Here is an 18,273-nt window from a genome sequence, read left to right as displayed (position 1 = left end):
CGCGATACCGTGCCCGCCGTTGCCCGCGGCCCCGGCCCGAGCGGCGGGCGGGCCGTTGCGCACCCGCAGATCGAGGCTCACCCGGCAGTCGATCCGCACCCGCACCTCGGCCCCCGGCGCGTGCCGGGAGGCGTTCGACAGTGCCTCCTGCACGATCCGGTAGAGCGCCAGGCCGGAGACGTCGGAGACCGCGCCCAACTCGCCCTCGATCACCCACTCGATCGTGACGCCCGCGCGCCTGGCGCCCTCGAACAGGGCAACGACCTCCGGCGCGGTCGGCTGGGGGGAATGCTCGGGCGCCACGCCGTCGCTGCGCAATACGCCGAGCATCCCGCGGATCTCGTTGAGCGCCTCGCGGGCGGTGACCGAGATGGAGTCGAATTCGGCGCGCACGGCCGGTGTCACGCCCTCGACCCGATAGGGCGCGGTCTGCGCCTGCACCACCACCAGCGACATGTGGTGGGCGACGACATCGTGCAGGTCGCGGGCGATGCGTGCCTTCTCCTCGAGAATGGCCCGCCGCGCGCGCTCCAGCTCGGTGTACTCCTCCTGCTGCACGAGCTGCCTGCGCGAGAGCACCAGCCTGCGCACCAGCCAGGCGATCAGCACCACGACGGTCAGCGCGATCGGCCAGCCCCACGCCGCGTCGGCCAGCGCGTCGCCCTCCCCGGGCATGGTGGTGCCGAACAGCATGGCGGTCGAGATCCAAGCCACCAATACGACTCGTACGGGCGCCAGCAGGCCGACCGCGAACAGCAGCACGATCAGTGACAACACGTGCACGACCTGGAACGGCATCTCGTTGCCCGGCTGATGCGGAATGGCCAGCGCGATGACCAGCGCCGACCCGGCCGATATCGCCCAGCCCAGTGCCGGGTTGATTCGCACGAGCAGCACCGGCAGCGCCGCGAGCGCGGCGACCAGTGGCTGCGCACCCTGGGCTACCACGTGCGTCAGATGCAGCGTGGACCAGGCGACGATGTAGAACACCAACACCACCACGCCCGTGGCGACGTCGAGCCAGACCACCGCGGACAGGCCGCGCAGACGGTCGCGGATCCGGCGGCGCGGGCCGGTATCGAGGTCGGTGTCGCTGGGGACGTTCATGCCTCCAACCCTAGGAACTCCGGGCGTCGCGCGCCCTCGTACCCGCGAGGGAACTCGACCCCCTACCCCGGTACGGGGTCACCCGCCGTACGGCCCGCACGAGTGATCATCGGACCGCTCCCCAGCGGGACGCCCGGGGGCGATCGTCCTCCATAGCGTCGGACACCATGATCACCACGCCTGTCGCCGCCGATCACCGTGCGGCTCACCGTCGTCGGCCGCTCGCCGCGCTGGCCGCCGCCGCCCTGGCCGCCAGCGCGGTCACCACGGTCGTTGTGCCTGTCGCGGGCGCGGCGCCTGCCCCGCTCCCCGAGAACGCGGCTGCCTCGGCAGCCGTCACCGCCCTGAGCCGGGGAAGCACCGAAATTCTCGCCGTGCCCGCTGGTTTCGCCGCGACGTTCGGCTACACACCGGTGCGCCACGGCAGCATGATGATCAAGCCGACCGGCGAGTGCTCGTCCCCGGTTCCGCTGCCCACCGAGTTCGAGACCGCCTGCAAAGCGCACGATCTCGGGTACGACCTGCTGCGCTACGCGCGGCTGCACGATCAGCCGCTGGGCCCCTGGGCACGCCAGACCGTGGACGCCACACTGGAACACGCGATGCGCGAATCCTGCACGACCCGCCCCGAGGCCGTGGCCCGGGCGCGGTGCACGGTGATGGCAGCCGTCGCGAGCGTGTTCGTCGATCTCAACTCGCGTCGCGAGGGTTACGGCTCGCCCGTGGTGAGTTCGGCGACCGGCCGAGCCGAGGGGGTGGCGCGGTGAGTGTCACCACGCGACGCCCAGGCCGCGACATCCCCCATCTCGTCGCGGTACGAGCTCGGGACAGCGGCCCCGGCGGCCTGTCCGCGGCAGATCTTCCGCTGCCCCGGATCGGCACCTCGCTCGGTATCGCCGTGGGTGTGGCGGCGTCGCTCGCGCCCGGGTTGCTTCCGCGCACAGCGGGGGCGCAGGCCATCCTGACCGGGTTGCTCGTGGCCGGGGCGCTGGGCGTGGCCGCGGCGCTCGGATGGGCGCTGCGCCGATGCGGGGTCGGCACCGATCGGCAGTCCGGGCGTGCCGCAGTCGCGATCGCGGTGGCCGTGGCGCTCACCGCGGCGACGTGGCGGGCGGGGCACTGGCAGAACGGTTTACGCTCGGCGATGGGAATCGCGCCGATCGACCCGTGGTACTGGGCGAGGTGCGCGTTCGGGGCAGCGGTGCTCGCGGGCGCGCTGGTCACGGTGGGGCGGCCGGCGCGGCGGTTGCTGGGGGCTCTGCGGACCGGCCGGACGGTTGCCGGAGCTGTCGCCGTGGCGCTCGTCGGCTGGTTCGTGCTGGCGCCGGGCATCGTCGACTGGCGGATGACGACCTATGCCGCGGCCAACGCCGCGTTCGACCCCGTTGCGCCGCCGCGGATTCCGGCCCCGCACTCCGGGAGTGCGGAATCGGAGGTGGACTGGGCAGGCCTGGGCAGGCAGGGGCGCCGGTTCGTCGGCGGCGCGCAGGACGGGCCGATCCGGGTGTACGTGGGCGTGGATTCCGCGCCGGACCCGCGGGCCCGGGTGGCGCTGGCGATCCGGGAACTGGAGCGGTCCGGCGGCTTCACGCGCGGAAATATCGTCGTCGCGGTGCCGACCGGGTCCGGGTGGATCGACGGCAATGCCGTGACCGGCTTCGCCGAACGCTTCGGCGACGATGCGGCCGTCGTGGGTGTGCAATACGCCTACACCCCCAGTTGGGTGAGCTTCGTCTTCGGCCGCGATCAGGCCGTGACGGCCGCGCGCGAGCTGTTCACGGCGATCGAGGAGCGCATCGCGACGATGACGCCGAGGCCGCGGCTGTTCGTGTACGGACAGAGCCTGGGCGCCTACGGCGGCAGCGGGATCTTCGCCGACGAGGCCGACCAGGACCGGCGCACCTGCGCGGTGCTGTGGGCGGGACCACCGGCGAATCGGGCGCTCCGCGCCGGCGCGACAGTACTGGCCAACAGCTCCGACCCGGTCGTGCACTGGTCCCCCGCACTGCTGTGGCGCGCACCCGCGCTCACGGGTGTCCGTCACGACGCACCGCTGCCCCGCTGGCTACCGGTGCTCTCCTTCCTCCAGACCACCGCCGACCTCCTCGGCGCCCTGGACGCGCCCGCCGGTCACGGTCACCGCTACGGCACCGACCAGGGCACCGCGCTGGGCGATTGCGGCGCTCCGGTCGACGAACAAGGTTGACGCGAGATAGAACATGTTCTAATTTCAGGCATGGCCTTCGTCGTCGACACCACCGTGTACATCGATGCCCCCGCCGATGTCGTCTGGCAAGTGATCACCGATTTCCCCCGCTACGGCGAATGGAATCCCTTCGTCGCCGAATGCTCGAGCACGCTGATCCCCGGCACGCCGATCGACATGGTGGTGGATCTCGGCGGCCCGAAGCCCAAGCGCCAGCGCGAGTTCGTCCGCACGCACACTCCCGGCCGGGAATTCAGCTACACCATGAAGCCGGTCCCCCTCGGCACCTTGCACAGCTTGCGCAGTCACACGGTCACCGAGGTCAACCCGCAGCGCACCCGCTACGAATCGCACTTCGAACTCGGCGGCTGGCTGCATCCCGTCGTGGCCGCCGCGCTCGGCAAGCAACTGCGCCGGGGGTTCGAGGGCATGACCGCCGCGGTGCAGCGCCAAGCCGAGACACTGCGCGCACGCTGACCCACGTCGCCACAGCGTCCGGGCGAGCCCGGGCTACCGAGCCGTGCGCCGTTCCGGTTGTGCGAGTAGATGAGCCGAAACGGCTTCCAAGGCGGCGTCGGCATAGGCCTCGGTGAGGCCGCCGAGCCCCAGCGACCAGCGCATCTGGATCGGGCCGAGCAGGAGGTCCACGGCCAGCTCGAGATCGAGGCCGGGCCGGAGTTCTCCGGAGTCGACGCCCGCCGCCAGGCGATTCGCCAGCGCCGCCCGCTGAGGTAGCAGGAGCCGTTCGCGGTAGGCCTGCGCGAGTGTCGCGTCCTGCTGGATCTCGATGTACATCGCGCGCAGGAAGCCCTCGACAATCGGGTCGGTGAGGGCGGCGATCGAGCCGCGCAGCAGAGGGCGCAGGTCGGCGCGCAGGTCTCCAGTATCGGGGAGCGCGAGACCGTCCGGCCCCGAGTCCTTGTCGAGCATGGCGTCGAAGACCACAGCACCCTTGGAAGGCCACCAGCGATAGATCGTCTGCTTGCCGACGCCCGCCCGCGCCGCGATCGCCTCGATGGTCAGCTTCGCGTAGGGCAGTTCGCCGATGAGCTCGCCGGTCGCCGCGAGAATCGCCGCCCTGGCTCGTTCGCTTCGCCTGGCCACATTGGATGCTTCGGTCACGCGCCCCAAGCTACCAGATAACGAGACGATACGTCTCGTCTTGACACATGCGCACTCCGCTGCCACTCTTTCGAGACGAGACGCAGCGTCTCGCAACGAAAGGACAACGACATGACCCGAACCTGGTTCATCACCGGCGCCAACCGCGGCCTCGGCCGCGCCTTCACCGTGGCGGCGCTCGGCGTGGGCGACCGGGTCGTCGCGACCGCCCGCGATCCGCGGACCATGGCCGATCTGTCCGACGATCGGCTGATCGTGCTGCCTTTGGACGTGCGCGACCGCGCGGCTGTCGTCGACACCGTACGGACGGCCCTCGCGCGCACGGACGGCATCGACGTGGTGGTCGACAATGCGGGCTACGGTCTGGTCGGCGCGATCGAGGAGCTCTCCGAAACACAGGTGCGCGAGCAGATGGAGGTGAATTTCTTCGGCGCACTGTGGGTTTCGCAGGCGATCGCGCCACACATGCGCGAGCGTGGCAGCGGGCGCATCGTGCAGATCTCCACCGTCGGCGCGGTCGGCAGCCTGCCGCTGTTCGGCGCGTACAACGCGAGCAAGTGGGCGCTGGAGGGTTTCAGCGCGGCGCTGGCCGATGAACTGCGCCCGTTCGGCGTGCACGTGACGCTGGCACAACTCGGCGGCTTCGCCACCGACTGGGCCACCTCCAGCATGCGATTCGGCACCGCGCTGCCCGCCTATGACGATGTGCGCGAGAGGATTCTGGGGCTAAGCACCTACCCTGAGTCGCAAGTGGGCACCCAGGGGACGACCGCGCCGGCCGCAAAGGATTCGACCGCGCCGCAACCGACCGCGGCCGGGACGCCTCCGACGGAATCCGCCGAGACGGACCCGACCACACCGGCACCAGGCGCCCCGGAGACGGACGCGGCACAGGCCGAATGGATCGATGCCCCACCGGAAGTCGCCGCGCGGGCCCTACTCGAGCTGGTGAACATGCCGAATCCGCCGCTGCGCAAGATCATCGGCCCTGGGGCACACCAGATGGTGACGATGGCACTCGACCAGCGACGGATCGACTACCTCACCGATCCCGAATTCGCCTGGCCCGCATGACCGACGAGCCCGCACCTGTACGGTGCGGGCTCGTCGAGTGTGACCTGTCCGATCCGGGATCGGGCGAGCTCGAGCTCAGGCGGTCGGCACCCCGGCGATCGGACCGCGCGCGGCCTCGTACGCCGCGCCGACCCGGTAGAGCCGGTCGTCGGCCAAGGCCGGCGCCATGATCTGCAGACCGACCGGCAGGCCGTCGTCCTCGCTCAGACCGGAAGGCACCGACATGGCCGGATGGCCCGCCAGGTTCGTCGGCAGCGTGCACAGGTCCGACAGATACATGGCCAGCGGGTCGTCGACCTTCTCGCCCAGCTTCCACGGAGTGAACGGGCTGGTCGGCGAGACCAGCACGTCGACCTGCTCGTAGGCCTTGTCGAAGTCCCGGGCGATCAGCGTGCGGACCTTGAGGGCCTGGCCGTAGTACTCGTCGTAGTAGCCGGCCGAGAGCGCATAGGTACCGATCATGATGCGGCGCTTGACCTCGGGGCCGAAACCGGCCGCGCGGGTCATCGCCATGACCTGCTCGGCGCTGCGCGTGCCGTCGTCGCCGACGCGCAGGCCGTAACGCATGGCGTCGAAGCGCGCCAGGTTCGACGACACCTCCGACGGCATGACCAGGTAGTAGGACGGCAGACCGTACTCGAAGTGCGGGCAGGACACCTCGACCACCTCGGCGCCGAGTTCCTTCAGCACCGCCACCGCGGCGTCGAAGGACGACAGCACACCGGACTGGTAGCTGTCGGAGTGCAGCTCCTTGACCACGCCGACCTTCACCCCGCGCAGATCACCGGAAGCGCCCCGACGGGCCGCCTCGACCACGGGCGGGACCGGCACATTGCGGGAGGTGGAGTCGCGCGGGTCGTACCCGGCGATCACCTCGTGCAGCAGCGCGGTGTCGAGCACGGTGCGACCGCAGGGGCCGCCCTGGTCCAGCGAGGAGGCGCAGGCGACCAGGCCGTAGCGCGAGACCGTGCCGTAGGTGGGCTTGGTGCCGACGGTCGCGGTGACCGCGGCGGGCTGACGGATGGAACCGCCGGTGTCGGTGCCGATGGCCAGCGGCGCCTGGTGCGAAGCCAGCGCGGCCGCCGAGCCGCCGCCGGAGCCGCCCGGGATGCGGGTGGTGTCCCACGGGTTGCGGGTCGGACCGTAGGCGGAGTTCTCGGTGGAGGAGCCCATCGCGAACTCGTCCATATTGGTCTTGCCCAGGATCGGGATGCCCGCGGCGCGCAGCTTGCCGGTCAGCGTCGCGTCGTACGGCGACATCCAGCCCTCGAGGATCTTCGAGGCGCAGGTGGTGGGCATGTCGGTCGTGGTGAACACGTCCTTGAGCGCCAACGGGACTCCGGCCAGCGGCGAGGCCGGGGCGTCACCGGCGGCCAGCGAGGCGTCCACCGTGGCGGCGGCCTCGAGCGCGCGCTCACCGGCGACGTGCAGGAAGGCGTTGATCTCGCCGTCGACCTCGGCGATGCGGTCCAGATGCGCCTGGGTCACCTCGACGGAGGTCACCTCGCGGGCGTGGATCCGCTGTGCCAGCTCGGCCGCGGTGCTCGTGGTCAAACCGCCGCTCATTCGCCCTCCACTGTGTCTTGCGGGAGTTCCCGCACCCCGTCGGTCGAACGATCGGCTGCGCGATTGTGGATCATTCGCCCTCCCCGAGAATCTGCGGAACCATGAACCGCTGTTCCTCCACGGCAGGGGCGGCGGCGAGCGCCTCGTTCGGCGTCAGACCCGGCACCACCGCGTCGACACGGGTCACATTGGTCTCCGGGTCGGGCGAGGCGGTCGCGGGGACATCGGCGGCGGCGACCTCGGAGATGGTCCGCACGTGGCTCAGGATCGAATCCAGCTGACCGGCGAACTGATCCAGTTCGGCATCGGACAGCGCGAGCCGGGAAAGCCGGGCGAGGTGTGCTACCTCGTCGCGGGAGATGGCGGGCACCGCGGAACCCCTTTCGGCATGGAGAGCGTCGGGAACGGCTGGGCATGGAACCGTCGGGCAATACCCTACCGACCCCGCTCCGCGGCCCGTCATCGCCGCCACCCTCCGACGACAGACCACCGCACCCAGAGCGACACGCCGCGATTCGGACAACTCGCCGTGTGGCATGTGTCACGCCACGCGCTTCGACTCGATAACCGACCGCTGCGGGTGTAAATATTGCCTGACCCGGGTAACCGAGCAGCAGGCTCGGCCCAGAGGAAAGGAATGCGCGTGTCTTATCTGCTCCGCGTGCAACTTCCGGATCGCCCGGGAAGCCTCGGCGCCCTCGCGCTCGCACTGGGCACGGTCGGAGCCGACATCCTGTCGCTCGACGTGGTCGAGCGCGGCGCAGGCTTCGCAGTGGACGATCTCGTCGTGGAAGTGGCGCCCAACGCGCTGCCCGACACGCTCATCACCGCCGCGGAAGGAATTCCCGACGTCCACGTCGATTCCATCCGGCCGTACTCGGGCCTGCTCGACACCCACCGGGAACTCGAACTCATCGATCAGGTCGCCGGCGCGCGCGACGACCGGCTGCAGATCCTGGTCGACGGCATCCCCCGGGTACTGCGCGTCGGCTGGAGCACCATCCTCGACTCCGGCCCGCAGGGCGCCTACCGGGTCGTCGGCAGCCAGAGCGCGCCGCAGACCCAGGCATCCTCGGCTCCCTGGATGCCGCTGGACAAGCCCACCGTCCTCGACCCCGACGGCGACTGGGTGCCGCAGATCTGGCGCGACATGGACACCAAGCTCGCCGCCGCGCCGCTCGGCAACACCGGCAAGGTGCTGATGCTCGGCCGCCCCGGCGGTCCCGGTTTCCGGCCCTCGGAGGTCGCGCGGTTGGGTTACCTCGCCGGCATCGTCGCCACCGTCCTCGGCTGATTCGCGCGCCGGTCGCCGGCCGCGCGCCACGCCATCGGATTCCATTGGAAGCCAGTGCCCTTCGGAACGGCGGTGCTCTGTGGGAGATCGCCGTCGCGGCTGCCGGAGGCGCGCACCCACCGTGCGGTGCGGACCGGGCAGGAGGCCCGCTACCGGTTCGGCGACGGGTCCGGCGGGGGCACGTCGACGGCGATCTCCCCGCCCAGCGCGTAACCGCCGGACAGCCGTAGGTCGTCGCCGCTCCAGAAGCGGCCCGGGTCGTACCAGTTCGGGCTGCGTTCGGCCGGAAGCAGATCCATCGCCTGATATGTGGCGGCGACGATCTCGGCGCAGTACGCCTTCTCCAGCTCCCCCGGGTCGGGCCGCCCTCGCCTGCGCCGCGGCATCCGGATCCGCCCGCGCAACCACCGGCCTGCCAGTCCGGCCGTCGAGGGGAACGGGGTGCCGTCGAGCCGGGCGATGGTGCGCAGCAGACCGTCCTCCATCTCCCGCGTCACCGGATCGTTCAACTGGCGCAACCACGCGCGCTGCCCGTACCGGTGCGCCCACACCAGCACGGCGTCGCGCAGATTGTGCAGTTGCACACCACGATGGGTGCTGCCGGTCCACATATCGGTCAGCGAGTGGCCGAGTTCGGCGTGCCAGATCAGCGCGGGCAGATCGTCGATGACGACCGACATCCCGACGTGGTTGACCGGGCTGTTGGTCGTCATCCGGATCACCCGGTCGGCGGTGGAACTGCCTCGGAACAGCCAGATGTCGCCGGTTCTGGTGATGTCGAGCGCCCGGTCGAGGCTGAGGCTCCTACCCGTCATGGCGTTAGCCTAGGGGCATGAGGTGGTGGAAGGCAGTGGGTTTGGCAGGGGCGGCCGGTGTGGTCGCCACCGGTGTGATCGTGGTGCGTGCCGAACGCCGCCGCCGCGCCTACACACCCGAGCAGGTCCGCGAACAACTCCACACGCGGTTCGCGCAGGCCACCGCGGCCGAGTCGGCGTTGTCGCCCGCCGAGCGGGAACCGACGCGGGCACACCGGCTGCGCGAGCGCCTGCGCACAGTGCTGCGGCGCCGGTCCATGTCGTGACCACCGCGAAAGACCACCCACCACCCGACTGCTGATCGGATCACTTCTGCTCGCCGATCGCGACGAAGCTGTGGCCGACCCGGTGGGTTCGGACCGATCCCGCCGGCTTCGAGCCGAGCACGGTGGTGGAGATGCCCGACCGGATCGAATCAGCCGGAGGCCGAATCGAGCGGAAGCCGCATGACGGTGAGCCGCAGACCCGAGGGCGTCACCCAATCCCGTTGCGGCGCATGGGTGAAGCCGAGGCGGTCGTAGAGACGACGGGCGTCGGCCATCGCGGGCATGGTGGTGAGCACCACGGCGTCGAAGGCTTCGATGCGGGCGAGTTCGATGACGGTGCGCACCAAGGCCGTTCCCGCGCCGAGGCCGCGCGCCCCGGAGGACACCGCCAACATGCGGAACTCGAGTTCGCCGGGGCGAGCGATGTCGGCATAGGGGGTGCCGGGGCGGGCGACGGTCAGGGAACCGACCACCTCGCCGTCGTGCTCGGCGACCAGCAGGGTGGCCGAACCCGCGCGACGGGCGGTGTCGGCGAGCTCGTCGGCGTAGGGGCTCTCCGGGGAGATGTACCCTTCGCCGACGTAGACGGCGACCGTCAGCGCACCGATGCTGTCGTGGTCGGCGGTGGTGGCCGTGCGCACCGTCAGCTCGGTCGACGTACTCGGGCGAGCCGGGCTCGGGTCTGCCGCGCTCGTGTCCGCCGCACCCAAGTCTGCCGCACCCAAGTCCGCGGCGCTCGAGTCCGCCGTGCCCAGGCCTGCGGCGCTCCGGTCCGCCGCACCTGGGTGCGCCGGGATCGAGTGCGTGGTGCGCGGGTGTGCGGTGCTCGCGTGCGTGGGCTCGGCCGTGCGGCGGGTCTCCGTCGTGCCGTTGCGGTGCCAGCGCGCGGTCACGAGTCGATCCCCGGGCCGCTGGAGACGATCAGCTGCCAGCGGTCGGGTTTGCCGGCCGGGTAGACCACCGGCCAGTCCTGGCCGATCTGCGGCCACTGCGCCCCGTCCCACACGAATCGCCGGTAGACCGTGGTCGGGGAGACCGAGGGGCCGCTGAGGTCGCCGGTGATCGTCACGAACTGCTCGCCCATCGCCTGCGGGCGCGGACTCACGCCGGTGATGCGCAGCGTGCCGTACTCCGGCTCGGCCGGTGGGTGGCCGGGTCCACGGCCGCGGCGGTAGGAGACCAGCAGCGCCACCACCACGGCGACCAGGATGATGAGCATCGCGAACTCCATGCCATCCATCCTAGGAGCGCGCTCCCCCTGGTCCCGTGACGGCACCCGGCCCCTCGCTGCCGCCTGCCGTACGCACCAGGCAAGCTTTTGCGCGCACCTGCACCATCGAGCGGGTGCACTACGAGCGGCCGTTGCCGCGGTCGATGAGGCCGCCTCCTCCCGTCAGCGCACCGTCAGTTCGCTGGCGCCCCGCTCGTTGCGGCGCACCTGCCAGACCGTCGAGCGGGTGCGCTGGGAGCGGCCGTTGCCGCGGTCGATGACGCCGCGGTCGTCGGTGGTGAACACCAGCTGGGCGCCGTGGGTGTTGGTCTCCGGGTTCTGGAAGAGCTGGACGAGGCGGTCGGTCTGATCGCCGGACAGACCCGCGCCGATGTCGTCGACGGCCAGCACGCGGCCGGTGTCCAGTGCGTCGAGCATGGTGGGCAGCAGTCGGAGCAGGGCGAGGGTGGACGAGGATTCGTCGGTGATCTCGAACGGGATGTCGATGCCCTCGTGGACCAGTTGCAGGCCGACGCCGCGGCGGGCGACCATGCGCGCGTAGAGGGCGTCGCGGGCCGAACGCAGGTTGGTCAGTTCGCGCTCCAGCAGCAGCGGGGTCAGTCCGTTCTGCTCGAGCAGGCGATCGGCGTGTGCCGGCGAGGCGGCGGCGAGTTCGGCGTGCTCCGCGGCGGCGGCGATATCGGCGTCGAGTTCGCGCAGGTAGTCGGCGTAGAGCGGATCGGGTTCGGCGACGAGCAGATCGGCGATGCCCAGGTCGGCGGTGCGCAGCAACAACAGCAGGCGCGCGGCGTGCTCGGCCGAGCGCGAGATGTGACCGCCCAGGCGGTGCGCCACGTCGTCCGGGTCGATCGGGCCACCGATCACCTCGAGCATGGAAGAGAACCAGCGGTAGGCCGGCACCAGCGCCTCGGCGTACATCTGCCCCGCCAGGCTGAGCAGCAACGCGTTCGGCCGCACCAGCGGGACCAGCGCGGCGATGCCGTAGCGGGCGGCCTCGAACATCGGGCCGATCTTGATCTCGGTGCCGACGCGTTCGAATACGATCCGTTTGCGCGAGCGCGGATGGCTGTGCAGCCATTCGGCGGTCACATCGGCATTGTCGAGGCGGAAACCATAGGTGTACGGGCAGCCCTCGGCCACGAAGGCGACCTCGAACTCCGTCGGCCGCTGCGGGTGCGCCAGATGCGGCGAGCGCACCGGCCCCGCGTACGGGTCCCACCCGGTCACCGAGTTCAGCACCGCGTCGCGCATCCGGTCCAGCGCGTGGATCAGGCTCGACTTGCCCGCGGCCGGACCGCCGTGGATCGCGGTCACCGGCACCGCCACCGGGCCACTGCCCTTGGTCAGTCGCAACTCCTGGGTTTCGGCCAGCGAACGGTGATTGGTCACCTGGAAACTGCGCAGCATGCCGTCATACTTCCCGGTGTCCCGGCGCCGGCGCACGGCAACCCGCCGGTTCCCGCCGCGTTCACGGCACGGCCCGGCTTCTTCACCCCCGACGACCCCCACCGGTGCCGGGGCGGAACGTCCACCGGAACAGCGGTGCTGAAGATGTGCGCGACGAGCCGGTCAATGGTGATCATCGACACCGATGGCAGGCGCACAGGCGGCCGCCGACACATCGAACTCCGCTCCCCCGCTGCGCTCGGCTCGCACGCGATGGGCAGAGCAGCACGGTCCAGGTGCGCAGAAGTAGGCGCTATTCCGCAGGCTCCGTGGCATCGTCGGCGGCGGGGGTGACCGCGGCGGGCCCGTGTTCGAGCAGTCGCACGAATCCCTCCTCGTCGAGGATCGGCACCCCGAGTTCCTCGGCCTTGGCGGCCTTGGAGCCGGGCGCGTCGCCGACCACGACGAAGGCGGTCTTCTTCGACACCGACCCGGCGGCCTTGCCGCCGCGCACCAGGATCGCCTCCTTGGCCCCGTCACGCGAAAACCCTTGCAGCGAGCCGGTGACCACGATGGACAGGCCCTCGAGAGTGCGCTCGATGGACTCGTCGCGCTCGTCGACCATCCGCACCCCCGCGGCGCGCCACTTGTCCACGATGGCGCGGTGCCAGTCGACGGTGAACCATTCGGCCACCGCCGCCGCGATGGTCGGGCCGACGCCGTCGGTCGCCGAGAGTTCCTCCACGCTCGCCTGCTCGATGCGCTCGATGTCGGCGAATTCCGCGGCGAGTGCCCGTGCCGCGGTCGGACCGACGTGGCGGATGGACAACCCGACCAGCACCCGCCACAGCGGCTGGTCCTTGGCGGACTGCAGATTCTGCAGCAGCCGTCTGCCGTTGGCGGACAGGCCGCCCTCTTTGTTGGTGAACAGCGAGGTCGTCAGCAGACGGGCTTCGTCCAGATCGAACAGATCGCCCTCGTCGCCGATCGCCCCCGATTTCAGCAGGTCGATGGCGGCCTCGTAACCCAGCGCCTCGATGTCGAAGGCGCTGCGCCCGGCCACGTGGAACACCCGCTCGCGCAACTGGGCGGGGCAGTGCCGCTGGTTCGGGCAGCGGATGTCGGCGTCGCCCTCCTTCTCCGGAGCCAGCGCGGTGCCGCACTCGGGGCAGTGCGTGGGCATGACGAACTCGCGTTCGGCGCCGGTGCGCGCGTCCACCAGCGGCCCGAGCACCTCGGGGATGACGTCGCCGGCCTTGCGGATGGTGACGGTGTCGCCGATCAGCACGCCCTTGCGCTTGACCTCGGAGGCATTGTGCAGGGTCGCCATCGCGACCGTGGAACCGGCGATCGGCACCGGCTCCATCACCGCGAACGGGGTGACACGCCCGGTACGGCCGACGTTCACCGCGATGTCGAGCAGCTTGGTCGTGGCCTCTTCCGGCGGGTACTTGTATGCGGTGGCCCAGCGCGGCGCGCGCGAGGTGGAGCCGAGGCGACGCTGCAGCGCGATTTCGTCGACCTTGATGACCTGGCCGTCGATCTCGTGCTCGATGTCGTGGCGGTGCTCGCCCCAGTAGGCGACCCGCTCGATCACCGCGTCGATGCCGCGCACGACCCGCGCGTGCTCGGACACCGGTAGCCCCCAGGCCGACAACGCCCGGTAGGCCTCGGACTGCGAGGTGAAGGCGGCGCCCTCGAGGCGTCCGACGCCGTGGCAGATCATCCGCAGTTTCCGCCGCGCCGTCACCGCCGGGTCCTTCTGGCGTAGCGAGCCCGCCGCGGTGTTGCGCGGGTTGGCGTAAGGCGGTTTGCCTTCGGCGACGATGGAGGCATTCAGCGACTCGAAGTCTTCGAGCCGCATGTACACCTCGCCGCGCACCTCGAGCACCGTGGGCACGGGGAACTCCGCGCTGTCGGTGAGCCGGGCGGGGACGTCCTCGACGGTGCGGGCGTTGAGCGTCACATCCTCGCCGGTGCGGCCGTCGCCGCGGGTGGCGCCGCGCACCAGCCTGCCGTCCTCGTAGACGAGGTTCAGCGCGACACCGTCGATCTTCACCTCGCACAGGTAGTGCAGGTCCGAACCGGTCTCGGCTTCCACCCGCGCGGCCCAGGCGCGTAGCTCGTCGTAGTCGAAAACGTTGTCGAGGGAGAGCATCCGCTCGAGATGGTCGACGGCGGTGAAGTCGGTGGCGAAGCCGCCGCCCACCAGTTGGGTCGGGGAATCCGGGGTGAGCAGGTCGGGGTGGCGCTCCTCCAGATCCTGCAACTCGCGCAGCAGGGCGTCGAACTGAGCGTCGGAGACGACGGGCGCGTCGCGCACGTAGTAGCGGAACTGGTGCTCGCGCACCTCTTCGGCCAGTTCCTGCCAGCGCAGCCGATCCTCCTCCGAGGCCGCGAGCTGCTGCACCGTGCCGGCTCCCGCCGAGCCCGTCATCGGGCCCGTTTCCGACTCGTCGTCATCCACCGTGGAGTTCGCCGAAGCAGTGGAGTTCGCCGAAGCAGTGGAATCCGCAGCCTTGTCCCTGTCACTCACGAAAAGCACATTAGCCGAGCCCACCGACACGTTCCCGCACGTCGGCGGTGGTTCACCGGGCCCCGAGCGACTCCGGATCCTCGGCGTAGGCGCGGGTGACCTCGGCGGCCAGGGTCAGCGCGCGCCGTGCCCAGGGCAGCGGCGCGCCGCCGAGACCGCAGGCCGGAGCGACCAGTATCCGACGGGCCAGCGTGGCGCGGGGAAAGCCGAGGCGGTCGATCAGGCGCACGCCGGGTTCGGCGATCTCGCGCCAGGTGACGGTGCCCGCGGGTTCGGTGGTGGGGATTAGGCCGAGCACGAGTTTCTTGCCCGCGTCGAGCGTTTCGCCGAGCGAGTCGAGGTCGGCGGTGCCGATATGGGCGACGTCGATGGCCAGGGCGACCGCCGCGGTGCGCCGCAACAGCGGCAGCGGCGGGTTGGCGGAACAGTCGTGCAGCACCACGGGAGCGCGCTGCGCTTCGATCACCCGATCCAGCACCGCCTGGGCCTCCGGTTCCGGGACCGCGCGCACCGTGTCGAGGACGCTGGCGCCGCGCAGCGCGCCGTCGAGCACCTCGCGCAGATTCGGCTCATCGAGCTGTACGACGACGTCGGCGCCCAGGCGCTTGCGCACCTCCTCGGCGTGCGCGGCCACGCCTTCGGCCAGCGACTCGGACAGATCGCGCACGGCACCGGGATCGGTGAGCACGCGATGGCCGGAAGGCAGTTCGATCTGCGCGGCCAGGGTCAGCGGGCCTGCCGCCTGCAGCTTGATCACCCGGTCCGTGCCCGCCGAACCCGATGTCTCCCACACTTCTTCGAGTGCGTCGAGATCGGCACGCAGCAGATCGCGGGCGCGCCGGGAGACCGCGCCGGGACGGGCGGCCAGCCGGTAGGCACGGGTGCTGGTGTCCAGACGCATGTCGACCAGCAGAGCCGACATGCGGCCGATCATGTCCGCGCCGATGCCGCGGGCGGGCAGCTCGACCAGATGCGCCAGGTCCGGCAGTTCACCGAGAACGGTCGCTGTTGCCTCGCGGGGATCGGTGCCGGGCCACGAGCCCATGCCGGTGGTGACGCCACCGCGCAGGATCTCGCGCGCCTGCCCGGCTCGGGCCCCTGCCGCCGCACCCGGCCCGTCGGCCGCCTCGGAATCGTTTGTCCGCGTTACCGTTTCCCTGACCACGACTTGCCCCTCACCACGATGCCACGTTCCCGGCGCTGTCCTGTCGACCGCGTTGTCCTCATGACCGCCGCGCCTCGCGGCGGCGCACCGTCGCGACGCGGTGGTGTCATGACCTTCGCGATGTCACCCCGCGGTCGCGTCGGCGGAGGTCTGCGCGGCTGCCCGGCTCTCCGCGGCGCCGTCAGCGCGGGCGGTGCCGGTGATGGTGCCGCTGCCGAGCACTCGGTCGCCTGCCTCGTCCGGGCGGTACAGCACCACGGCTTGGCCCTTCGCGACGCCGGTCAGCGGCTCGCGCAGGCGCACCAGCAGTCCCCCGTCGACCGCTTCGGCGACGGCGGGTGCGGTGCCGCCGTGCGCGCGCACCTGGGCCACGCAGTCGAACGGCTCCTCCGGCGCCCGGCCGGAGGTCCAGATCGCCCGGTCCGCGCGCACCTCCCAGACCTGCAGGTCTTCGGCCGAGCCGACCCGCACCGTGCCCGAATCGGGGTCGATGTCGGTCACGTAGCGGGGCTTGCCGTCGGCCGCGGGGCCGCGCAGGCCGAGCCCCTTGCGCTGGCCGATGGTGAAGCCGTGCACGCCCTCGTGCTCGGCGAGCACCCGGCCGTCGGTGTCCACCAGCGCGCCCGGCCTGACGCCGATCCTGGCGCCGAGGAAGGCGCGGGTGTCACCGGAGGGGATGAAGCAGATGTCGTGACTGTCTGGCTTGTTCGCCACCGCCAGGCCGCGCTCGGCGGCCTCTTCCCGGATCCGCGGCTTGGGGGTGTCGCCGACCGGGAACATCGCGCGCGAGAGCTGCTCGGCGGTGAGCACGGCCAGCACGTAGGACTGGTCCTTGTCCGCGTCGACCGCGCGGCGCAGCACCCCGTCGGACAGCCGCGCGTAATGGCCGGTCACCACGGCGTCGAAGCCGAGGGCGACGGCGCGGTCGGCCAGCGCGGAGAACTTGATCTTCTCGTTGCAGCGCAGGCACGGATTCGGAGTCTCACCCGCGGCGTAGGCGGCGACGAAATCATCGATCACGTCTTCCTTGAAGCGATCGGCGAAATCCCACACGTAGAACGGGATGCCGAGCACGTCGGCGGCACGGCGCGCGTCACCGGCGTCCTCCTTGGAGCAGCAACCGCGTGAACCGGTACGCAACGTGCCCGGTTCCGCCGACAGCGCCAAGTGCACGCCGACCACCTCGTGGCCCGCGTCGACCGCGCGTGCGGCCGCGACGGCCGAGTCGACGCCACCGCTCATCGCCGCGAGTACCCGCATCACACACCGCCTTTCACACCGGCGAGACCAGCTGCCCTGGCTCGCTCCACAACCTGAGGCAAAGCTTTCACGAGGGCGTCCACATCGGCGCGCGTCGAGGTGTGCCCGAGGGAGAATCGCAGTGAACCGCGCGCCGTGCGCTGGTCCACGCCCATCGCGATCAGCACATGGCTGGGCGCGGCCACGCCCGCATTGCACGCCGAGCCGGTGGAGCATTCGATTCCGGCGGCGTCCAGCAGCATCAACAGCGAATCGCCCTCGCAGCCCGCGAAGGTGAAATGCGCGTTGCCGGGCAACCGGGCATCGCCGGTCGGGCCGTTGAGCACCGCGTCGGCGACCACGTCGGTGACACCGGCGATCAGCCGGTCACGCAGCGCGGTCAGTTCCGCGGAGCGGGCGGACAGCTCGGCGACGGCATGGTCGAGCGCGGCGGCCATACCGACCGCGGCGGGGGTGTCGGAGGTGCCCGAACGCAGGTCGCGTTCGTGACCGCCGCCGTGCAGCAGCGGCACGCACGGCACCTGCCTGCCCAGCAGCAGCACGCCGATGCCGTGCGGTCCGCCGAATTTGTGACCGGTGAAGCTGGCCGCCGACAGTCCGCTCGAGGCGAAGTCGATCGGCAGCTGGGCGGCGGCCTGGACGGCGTCGCTGTGCATCGGCACGTCGAATTCCCGTGCCACCGCGGCGAGTTCGGCGATCGGCTGGATGGCGCCGACTTCGTTGTTCGCCCACATGACGGTGACCAGAGCGACCTCGTCTGCGTGCTCGGCCAATTCGGCGCGCAACGTCTCCGGCGAGACCAGGCCCTCGGCGTCGACCGGCAGCCAGGTGACCTGAGCGCCCTCGTGCTGCTCGAGCCATTCGACCGCGTCGATGACGGCGTGGTGCTCCACGGAGCTGACCAGTATCCGCCCCCGGCGCGGGTCGGCGTCCCTGCGCGCCCAGAAGATGCCCTTGACCGCGAGGTTGTCGCTCTCGGTGCCCCCGGAGGTGAAGATCACTTCCGACGGCCGCGCGCCCAGGTTCGCCGCGATCGACTCGCGCGCCTCCTCGAGCAGCCGCCGGGCGGTCCGACCGGACCCGTGCACCGAGGACGCGTTACCCGGCATGGCCAGGGCAGCCGTCATCGCCTCGATGGCGACGGGGAACATCGGTGTGGTCGCCGCATGATCGAGGTAGACCGTCTGGGGTGCAGCACCGATGACCGGACCCGAATAAGCCGACTTCATGACCAGTAAAGGATAG

18 protein-coding genes are annotated in these 18,273 nt (G+C 70.9%); 6 read left to right on the top strand and 12 right to left on the bottom strand.

Annotated elements, in window-relative coordinates; all coding sequences use genetic code 11:
* Window positions 1-1,107: sensor histidine kinase (locus NS3_RS21235; RefSeq protein ID WP_067862458.1), on the bottom strand; the 1,107-nt coding region annotated here is incomplete at its 3' end.
* A gap of 167 nt (window positions 1,108-1,274) precedes the next feature.
* On the opposite strand from NS3_RS21235, the gene NS3_RS21230 reads away from it, so the two are divergent.
* Genes NS3_RS21230 through NS3_RS21220 form a run of 3 tightly spaced genes read left to right on the top strand, consistent with a single transcriptional unit; the run spans window position 1,275 to window position 3,790 of the window.
* Window positions 1,275-1,874: a hypothetical protein gene (locus NS3_RS21230; RefSeq protein ID WP_067862456.1), complete on the top strand. Its 600-nt coding sequence runs from the start codon at window positions 1,275-1,277 to the stop codon at window positions 1,872-1,874.
* A complete protein-coding gene (locus NS3_RS21225; RefSeq protein WP_245649728.1) occupies window positions 1,871-3,313 on the top strand; it encodes an alpha/beta-hydrolase family protein in 1,443 nt (480 codons plus the stop codon). Before NS3_RS21230 ends, NS3_RS21225 begins: the two co-directional genes overlap by 4 nt.
* A 30-nt stretch (window positions 3,314-3,343) precedes the next feature.
* Window positions 3,344-3,790, top strand: coding sequence for an SRPBCC domain-containing protein (locus tag NS3_RS21220; RefSeq protein WP_067862454.1), 447 nt, complete (start codon window positions 3,344-3,346; stop codon window positions 3,788-3,790).
* Between the two features lie 33 nt (window positions 3,791-3,823).
* Here the strand turns inward: NS3_RS21220 and NS3_RS21215 are convergent, their stop codons facing one another.
* On the bottom strand, window positions 3,824-4,435 hold the full coding sequence (locus NS3_RS21215; protein ID WP_084495803.1) for a TetR/AcrR family transcriptional regulator: 612 nt from the start codon (window positions 4,433-4,435) through the stop codon (window positions 3,824-3,826).
* Between the two features lie 111 nt (window positions 4,436-4,546).
* On the opposite strand from NS3_RS21215, the gene NS3_RS21210 reads away from it, so the two are divergent.
* Window positions 4,547-5,509, top strand: coding sequence for an SDR family NAD(P)-dependent oxidoreductase (locus tag NS3_RS21210; protein ID WP_067862450.1), 963 nt, complete (start codon window positions 4,547-4,549; stop codon window positions 5,507-5,509).
* Between the two features lie 75 nt (window positions 5,510-5,584).
* Here NS3_RS21210 and gatA read toward each other — a convergent pair whose 3' ends face one another.
* Together gatA and gatC are read right to left on the bottom strand one after the other, a co-directional pair.
* The gene (gene gatA, locus NS3_RS21205; RefSeq protein WP_067862448.1) at window positions 5,585-7,075 is read right to left on the bottom strand and encodes an Asp-tRNA(Asn)/Glu-tRNA(Gln) amidotransferase subunit GatA; all 1,491 of its coding nucleotides are present in this window, start codon (window positions 7,073-7,075) and stop codon (window positions 5,585-5,587) included.
* A 70-nt stretch (window positions 7,076-7,145) separates the two neighbouring features.
* Window positions 7,146-7,445, bottom strand: a complete 300-nt coding sequence (gatC, locus tag NS3_RS21200) for an Asp-tRNA(Asn)/Glu-tRNA(Gln) amidotransferase subunit GatC (protein WP_067862446.1) — start codon at window positions 7,443-7,445, stop codon at window positions 7,146-7,148.
* 273 nt (window positions 7,446-7,718) lie between these two features.
* On the opposite strand from gatC, the gene NS3_RS21195 reads away from it, so the two are divergent.
* Entirely contained in the window at window positions 7,719-8,369 is a 651-nt protein-coding gene (locus NS3_RS21195) for an ACT domain-containing protein (RefSeq protein WP_067862502.1), read from the top strand.
* Between the two features lie 149 nt (window positions 8,370-8,518).
* Here the strand turns inward: NS3_RS21195 and NS3_RS21190 are convergent, their stop codons facing one another.
* Window positions 8,519-9,184 (bottom strand): hypothetical protein, encoded by a 666-nt coding sequence (locus tag NS3_RS21190; RefSeq protein WP_067862444.1) that lies wholly within the window; start codon window positions 9,182-9,184, stop codon window positions 8,519-8,521.
* A 17-nt stretch (window positions 9,185-9,201) separates the two neighbouring features.
* Here NS3_RS21190 and NS3_RS21185 point away from each other — a divergent pair, with 17 nt between their 5' ends.
* Complete coding sequence (locus NS3_RS21185; RefSeq protein ID WP_067862442.1) at window positions 9,202-9,450, top strand: hypothetical protein; 249 nt, start codon at window positions 9,202-9,204, stop codon at window positions 9,448-9,450.
* Window positions 9,451-9,599: 149 nt separating this feature from the next.
* On the opposite strand, the gene NS3_RS21180 is transcribed toward NS3_RS21185, so the two are convergent.
* From NS3_RS21180 to NS3_RS21150, 7 genes are all read right to left on the bottom strand, one after another.
* Complete coding sequence (locus tag NS3_RS21180; protein ID WP_067862500.1) at window positions 9,600-10,097, bottom strand: GNAT family N-acetyltransferase; 498 nt, start codon at window positions 10,095-10,097, stop codon at window positions 9,600-9,602.
* 242 nt (window positions 10,098-10,339) lie between these two features.
* Complete coding sequence (locus NS3_RS21175; RefSeq protein WP_067862440.1) at window positions 10,340-10,681, bottom strand: hypothetical protein; 342 nt, start codon at window positions 10,679-10,681, stop codon at window positions 10,340-10,342.
* 162 nt (window positions 10,682-10,843) lie between these two features.
* Window positions 10,844-12,088 carry an AAA family ATPase gene (locus NS3_RS21170; protein WP_067862498.1) on the bottom strand — a complete coding sequence of 415 codons (1,245 nt, stop codon included), beginning with the start codon at window positions 12,086-12,088 and terminating at the stop codon, window positions 10,844-10,846.
* A gap of 292 nt (window positions 12,089-12,380) precedes the next feature.
* Complete coding sequence (ligA, locus tag NS3_RS21165; protein WP_067862496.1) at window positions 12,381-14,504, bottom strand: NAD-dependent DNA ligase LigA; 2,124 nt, start codon at window positions 14,502-14,504, stop codon at window positions 12,381-12,383.
* A 151-nt stretch (window positions 14,505-14,655) separates the two neighbouring features.
* Window positions 14,656-15,648: a methionine synthase gene (locus NS3_RS21160; RefSeq protein ID WP_067862439.1), complete on the bottom strand. Its 993-nt coding sequence runs from the start codon at window positions 15,646-15,648 to the stop codon at window positions 14,656-14,658.
* A gap of 243 nt (window positions 15,649-15,891) precedes the next feature.
* A complete protein-coding gene (gene mnmA / locus NS3_RS21155; RefSeq protein WP_067862437.1) occupies window positions 15,892-17,028 on the bottom strand; it encodes a tRNA 2-thiouridine(34) synthase MnmA in 1,137 nt (378 codons plus the stop codon).
* Window positions 17,028-18,257, bottom strand: coding sequence for a cysteine desulfurase family protein (locus NS3_RS21150; protein ID WP_067862435.1), 1,230 nt, complete (start codon window positions 18,255-18,257; stop codon window positions 17,028-17,030). The genes mnmA and NS3_RS21150 overlap by 1 nt, the downstream gene beginning before the upstream one ends.
* Window positions 18,258-18,273: the final 16 nt, after the last annotated feature.

The sequence above is a fragment of the Nocardia shimofusensis NBRC 100134 genome (genome assembly GCF_001613125.1).
Taxonomy (GTDB): Bacteria; Actinomycetota; Actinomycetes; order Mycobacteriales; family Mycobacteriaceae; genus Nocardia; species Nocardia shimofusensis.
This window is presented reverse-complemented; position numbering and strand designations above follow the sequence as displayed.

What these genes read in the sequence shown, in the direction of transcription:
- NS3_RS21190 (WP_067862444.1), bottom strand. Translation starts at nt 9,184, where the DNA reads ATGACGGGTAGGAGCCTCAGCCTCGACCGGGCGCTCGACATCACCAGA.
- NS3_RS21175 (WP_067862440.1), bottom strand. Translation starts at nt 10,681, where the DNA reads ATGGAGTTCGCGATGCTCATCATCCTGGTCGCCGTGGTGGTGGCGCTG.
- ligA (WP_067862496.1), bottom strand. Translation starts at nt 14,504, where the DNA reads ATGACGGGCTCGGCGGGAGCCGGCACGGTGCAGCAGCTCGCGGCCTCG.
- NS3_RS21230 (WP_067862456.1), top strand. Translation starts at nt 1,275, where the DNA reads ATGATCACCACGCCTGTCGCCGCCGATCACCGTGCGGCTCACCGTCGT.
- gatA (WP_067862448.1), bottom strand. Translation starts at nt 7,075, where the DNA reads ATGAGCGGCGGTTTGACCACGAGCACCGCGGCCGAGCTGGCACAGCGG.
- NS3_RS21170 (WP_067862498.1), bottom strand. Translation starts at nt 12,088, where the DNA reads ATGCTGCGCAGTTTCCAGGTGACCAATCACCGTTCGCTGGCCGAAACC.
- NS3_RS21160 (WP_067862439.1), bottom strand. Translation starts at nt 15,648, where the DNA reads ATGGGCTCGTGGCCCGGCACCGATCCCCGCGAGGCAACAGCGACCGTT.
- mnmA (WP_067862437.1), bottom strand. Translation starts at nt 17,028, where the DNA reads ATGCGGGTACTCGCGGCGATGAGCGGTGGCGTCGACTCGGCCGTCGCG.
- NS3_RS21185 (WP_067862442.1), top strand. Translation starts at nt 9,202, where the DNA reads ATGAGGTGGTGGAAGGCAGTGGGTTTGGCAGGGGCGGCCGGTGTGGTC.
- NS3_RS21150 (WP_067862435.1), bottom strand. Translation starts at nt 18,257, where the DNA reads ATGAAGTCGGCTTATTCGGGTCCGGTCATCGGTGCTGCACCCCAGACG.
- NS3_RS21220 (WP_067862454.1), top strand. Translation starts at nt 3,344, where the DNA reads ATGGCCTTCGTCGTCGACACCACCGTGTACATCGATGCCCCCGCCGAT.
- NS3_RS21210 (WP_067862450.1), top strand. Translation starts at nt 4,547, where the DNA reads ATGACCCGAACCTGGTTCATCACCGGCGCCAACCGCGGCCTCGGCCGC.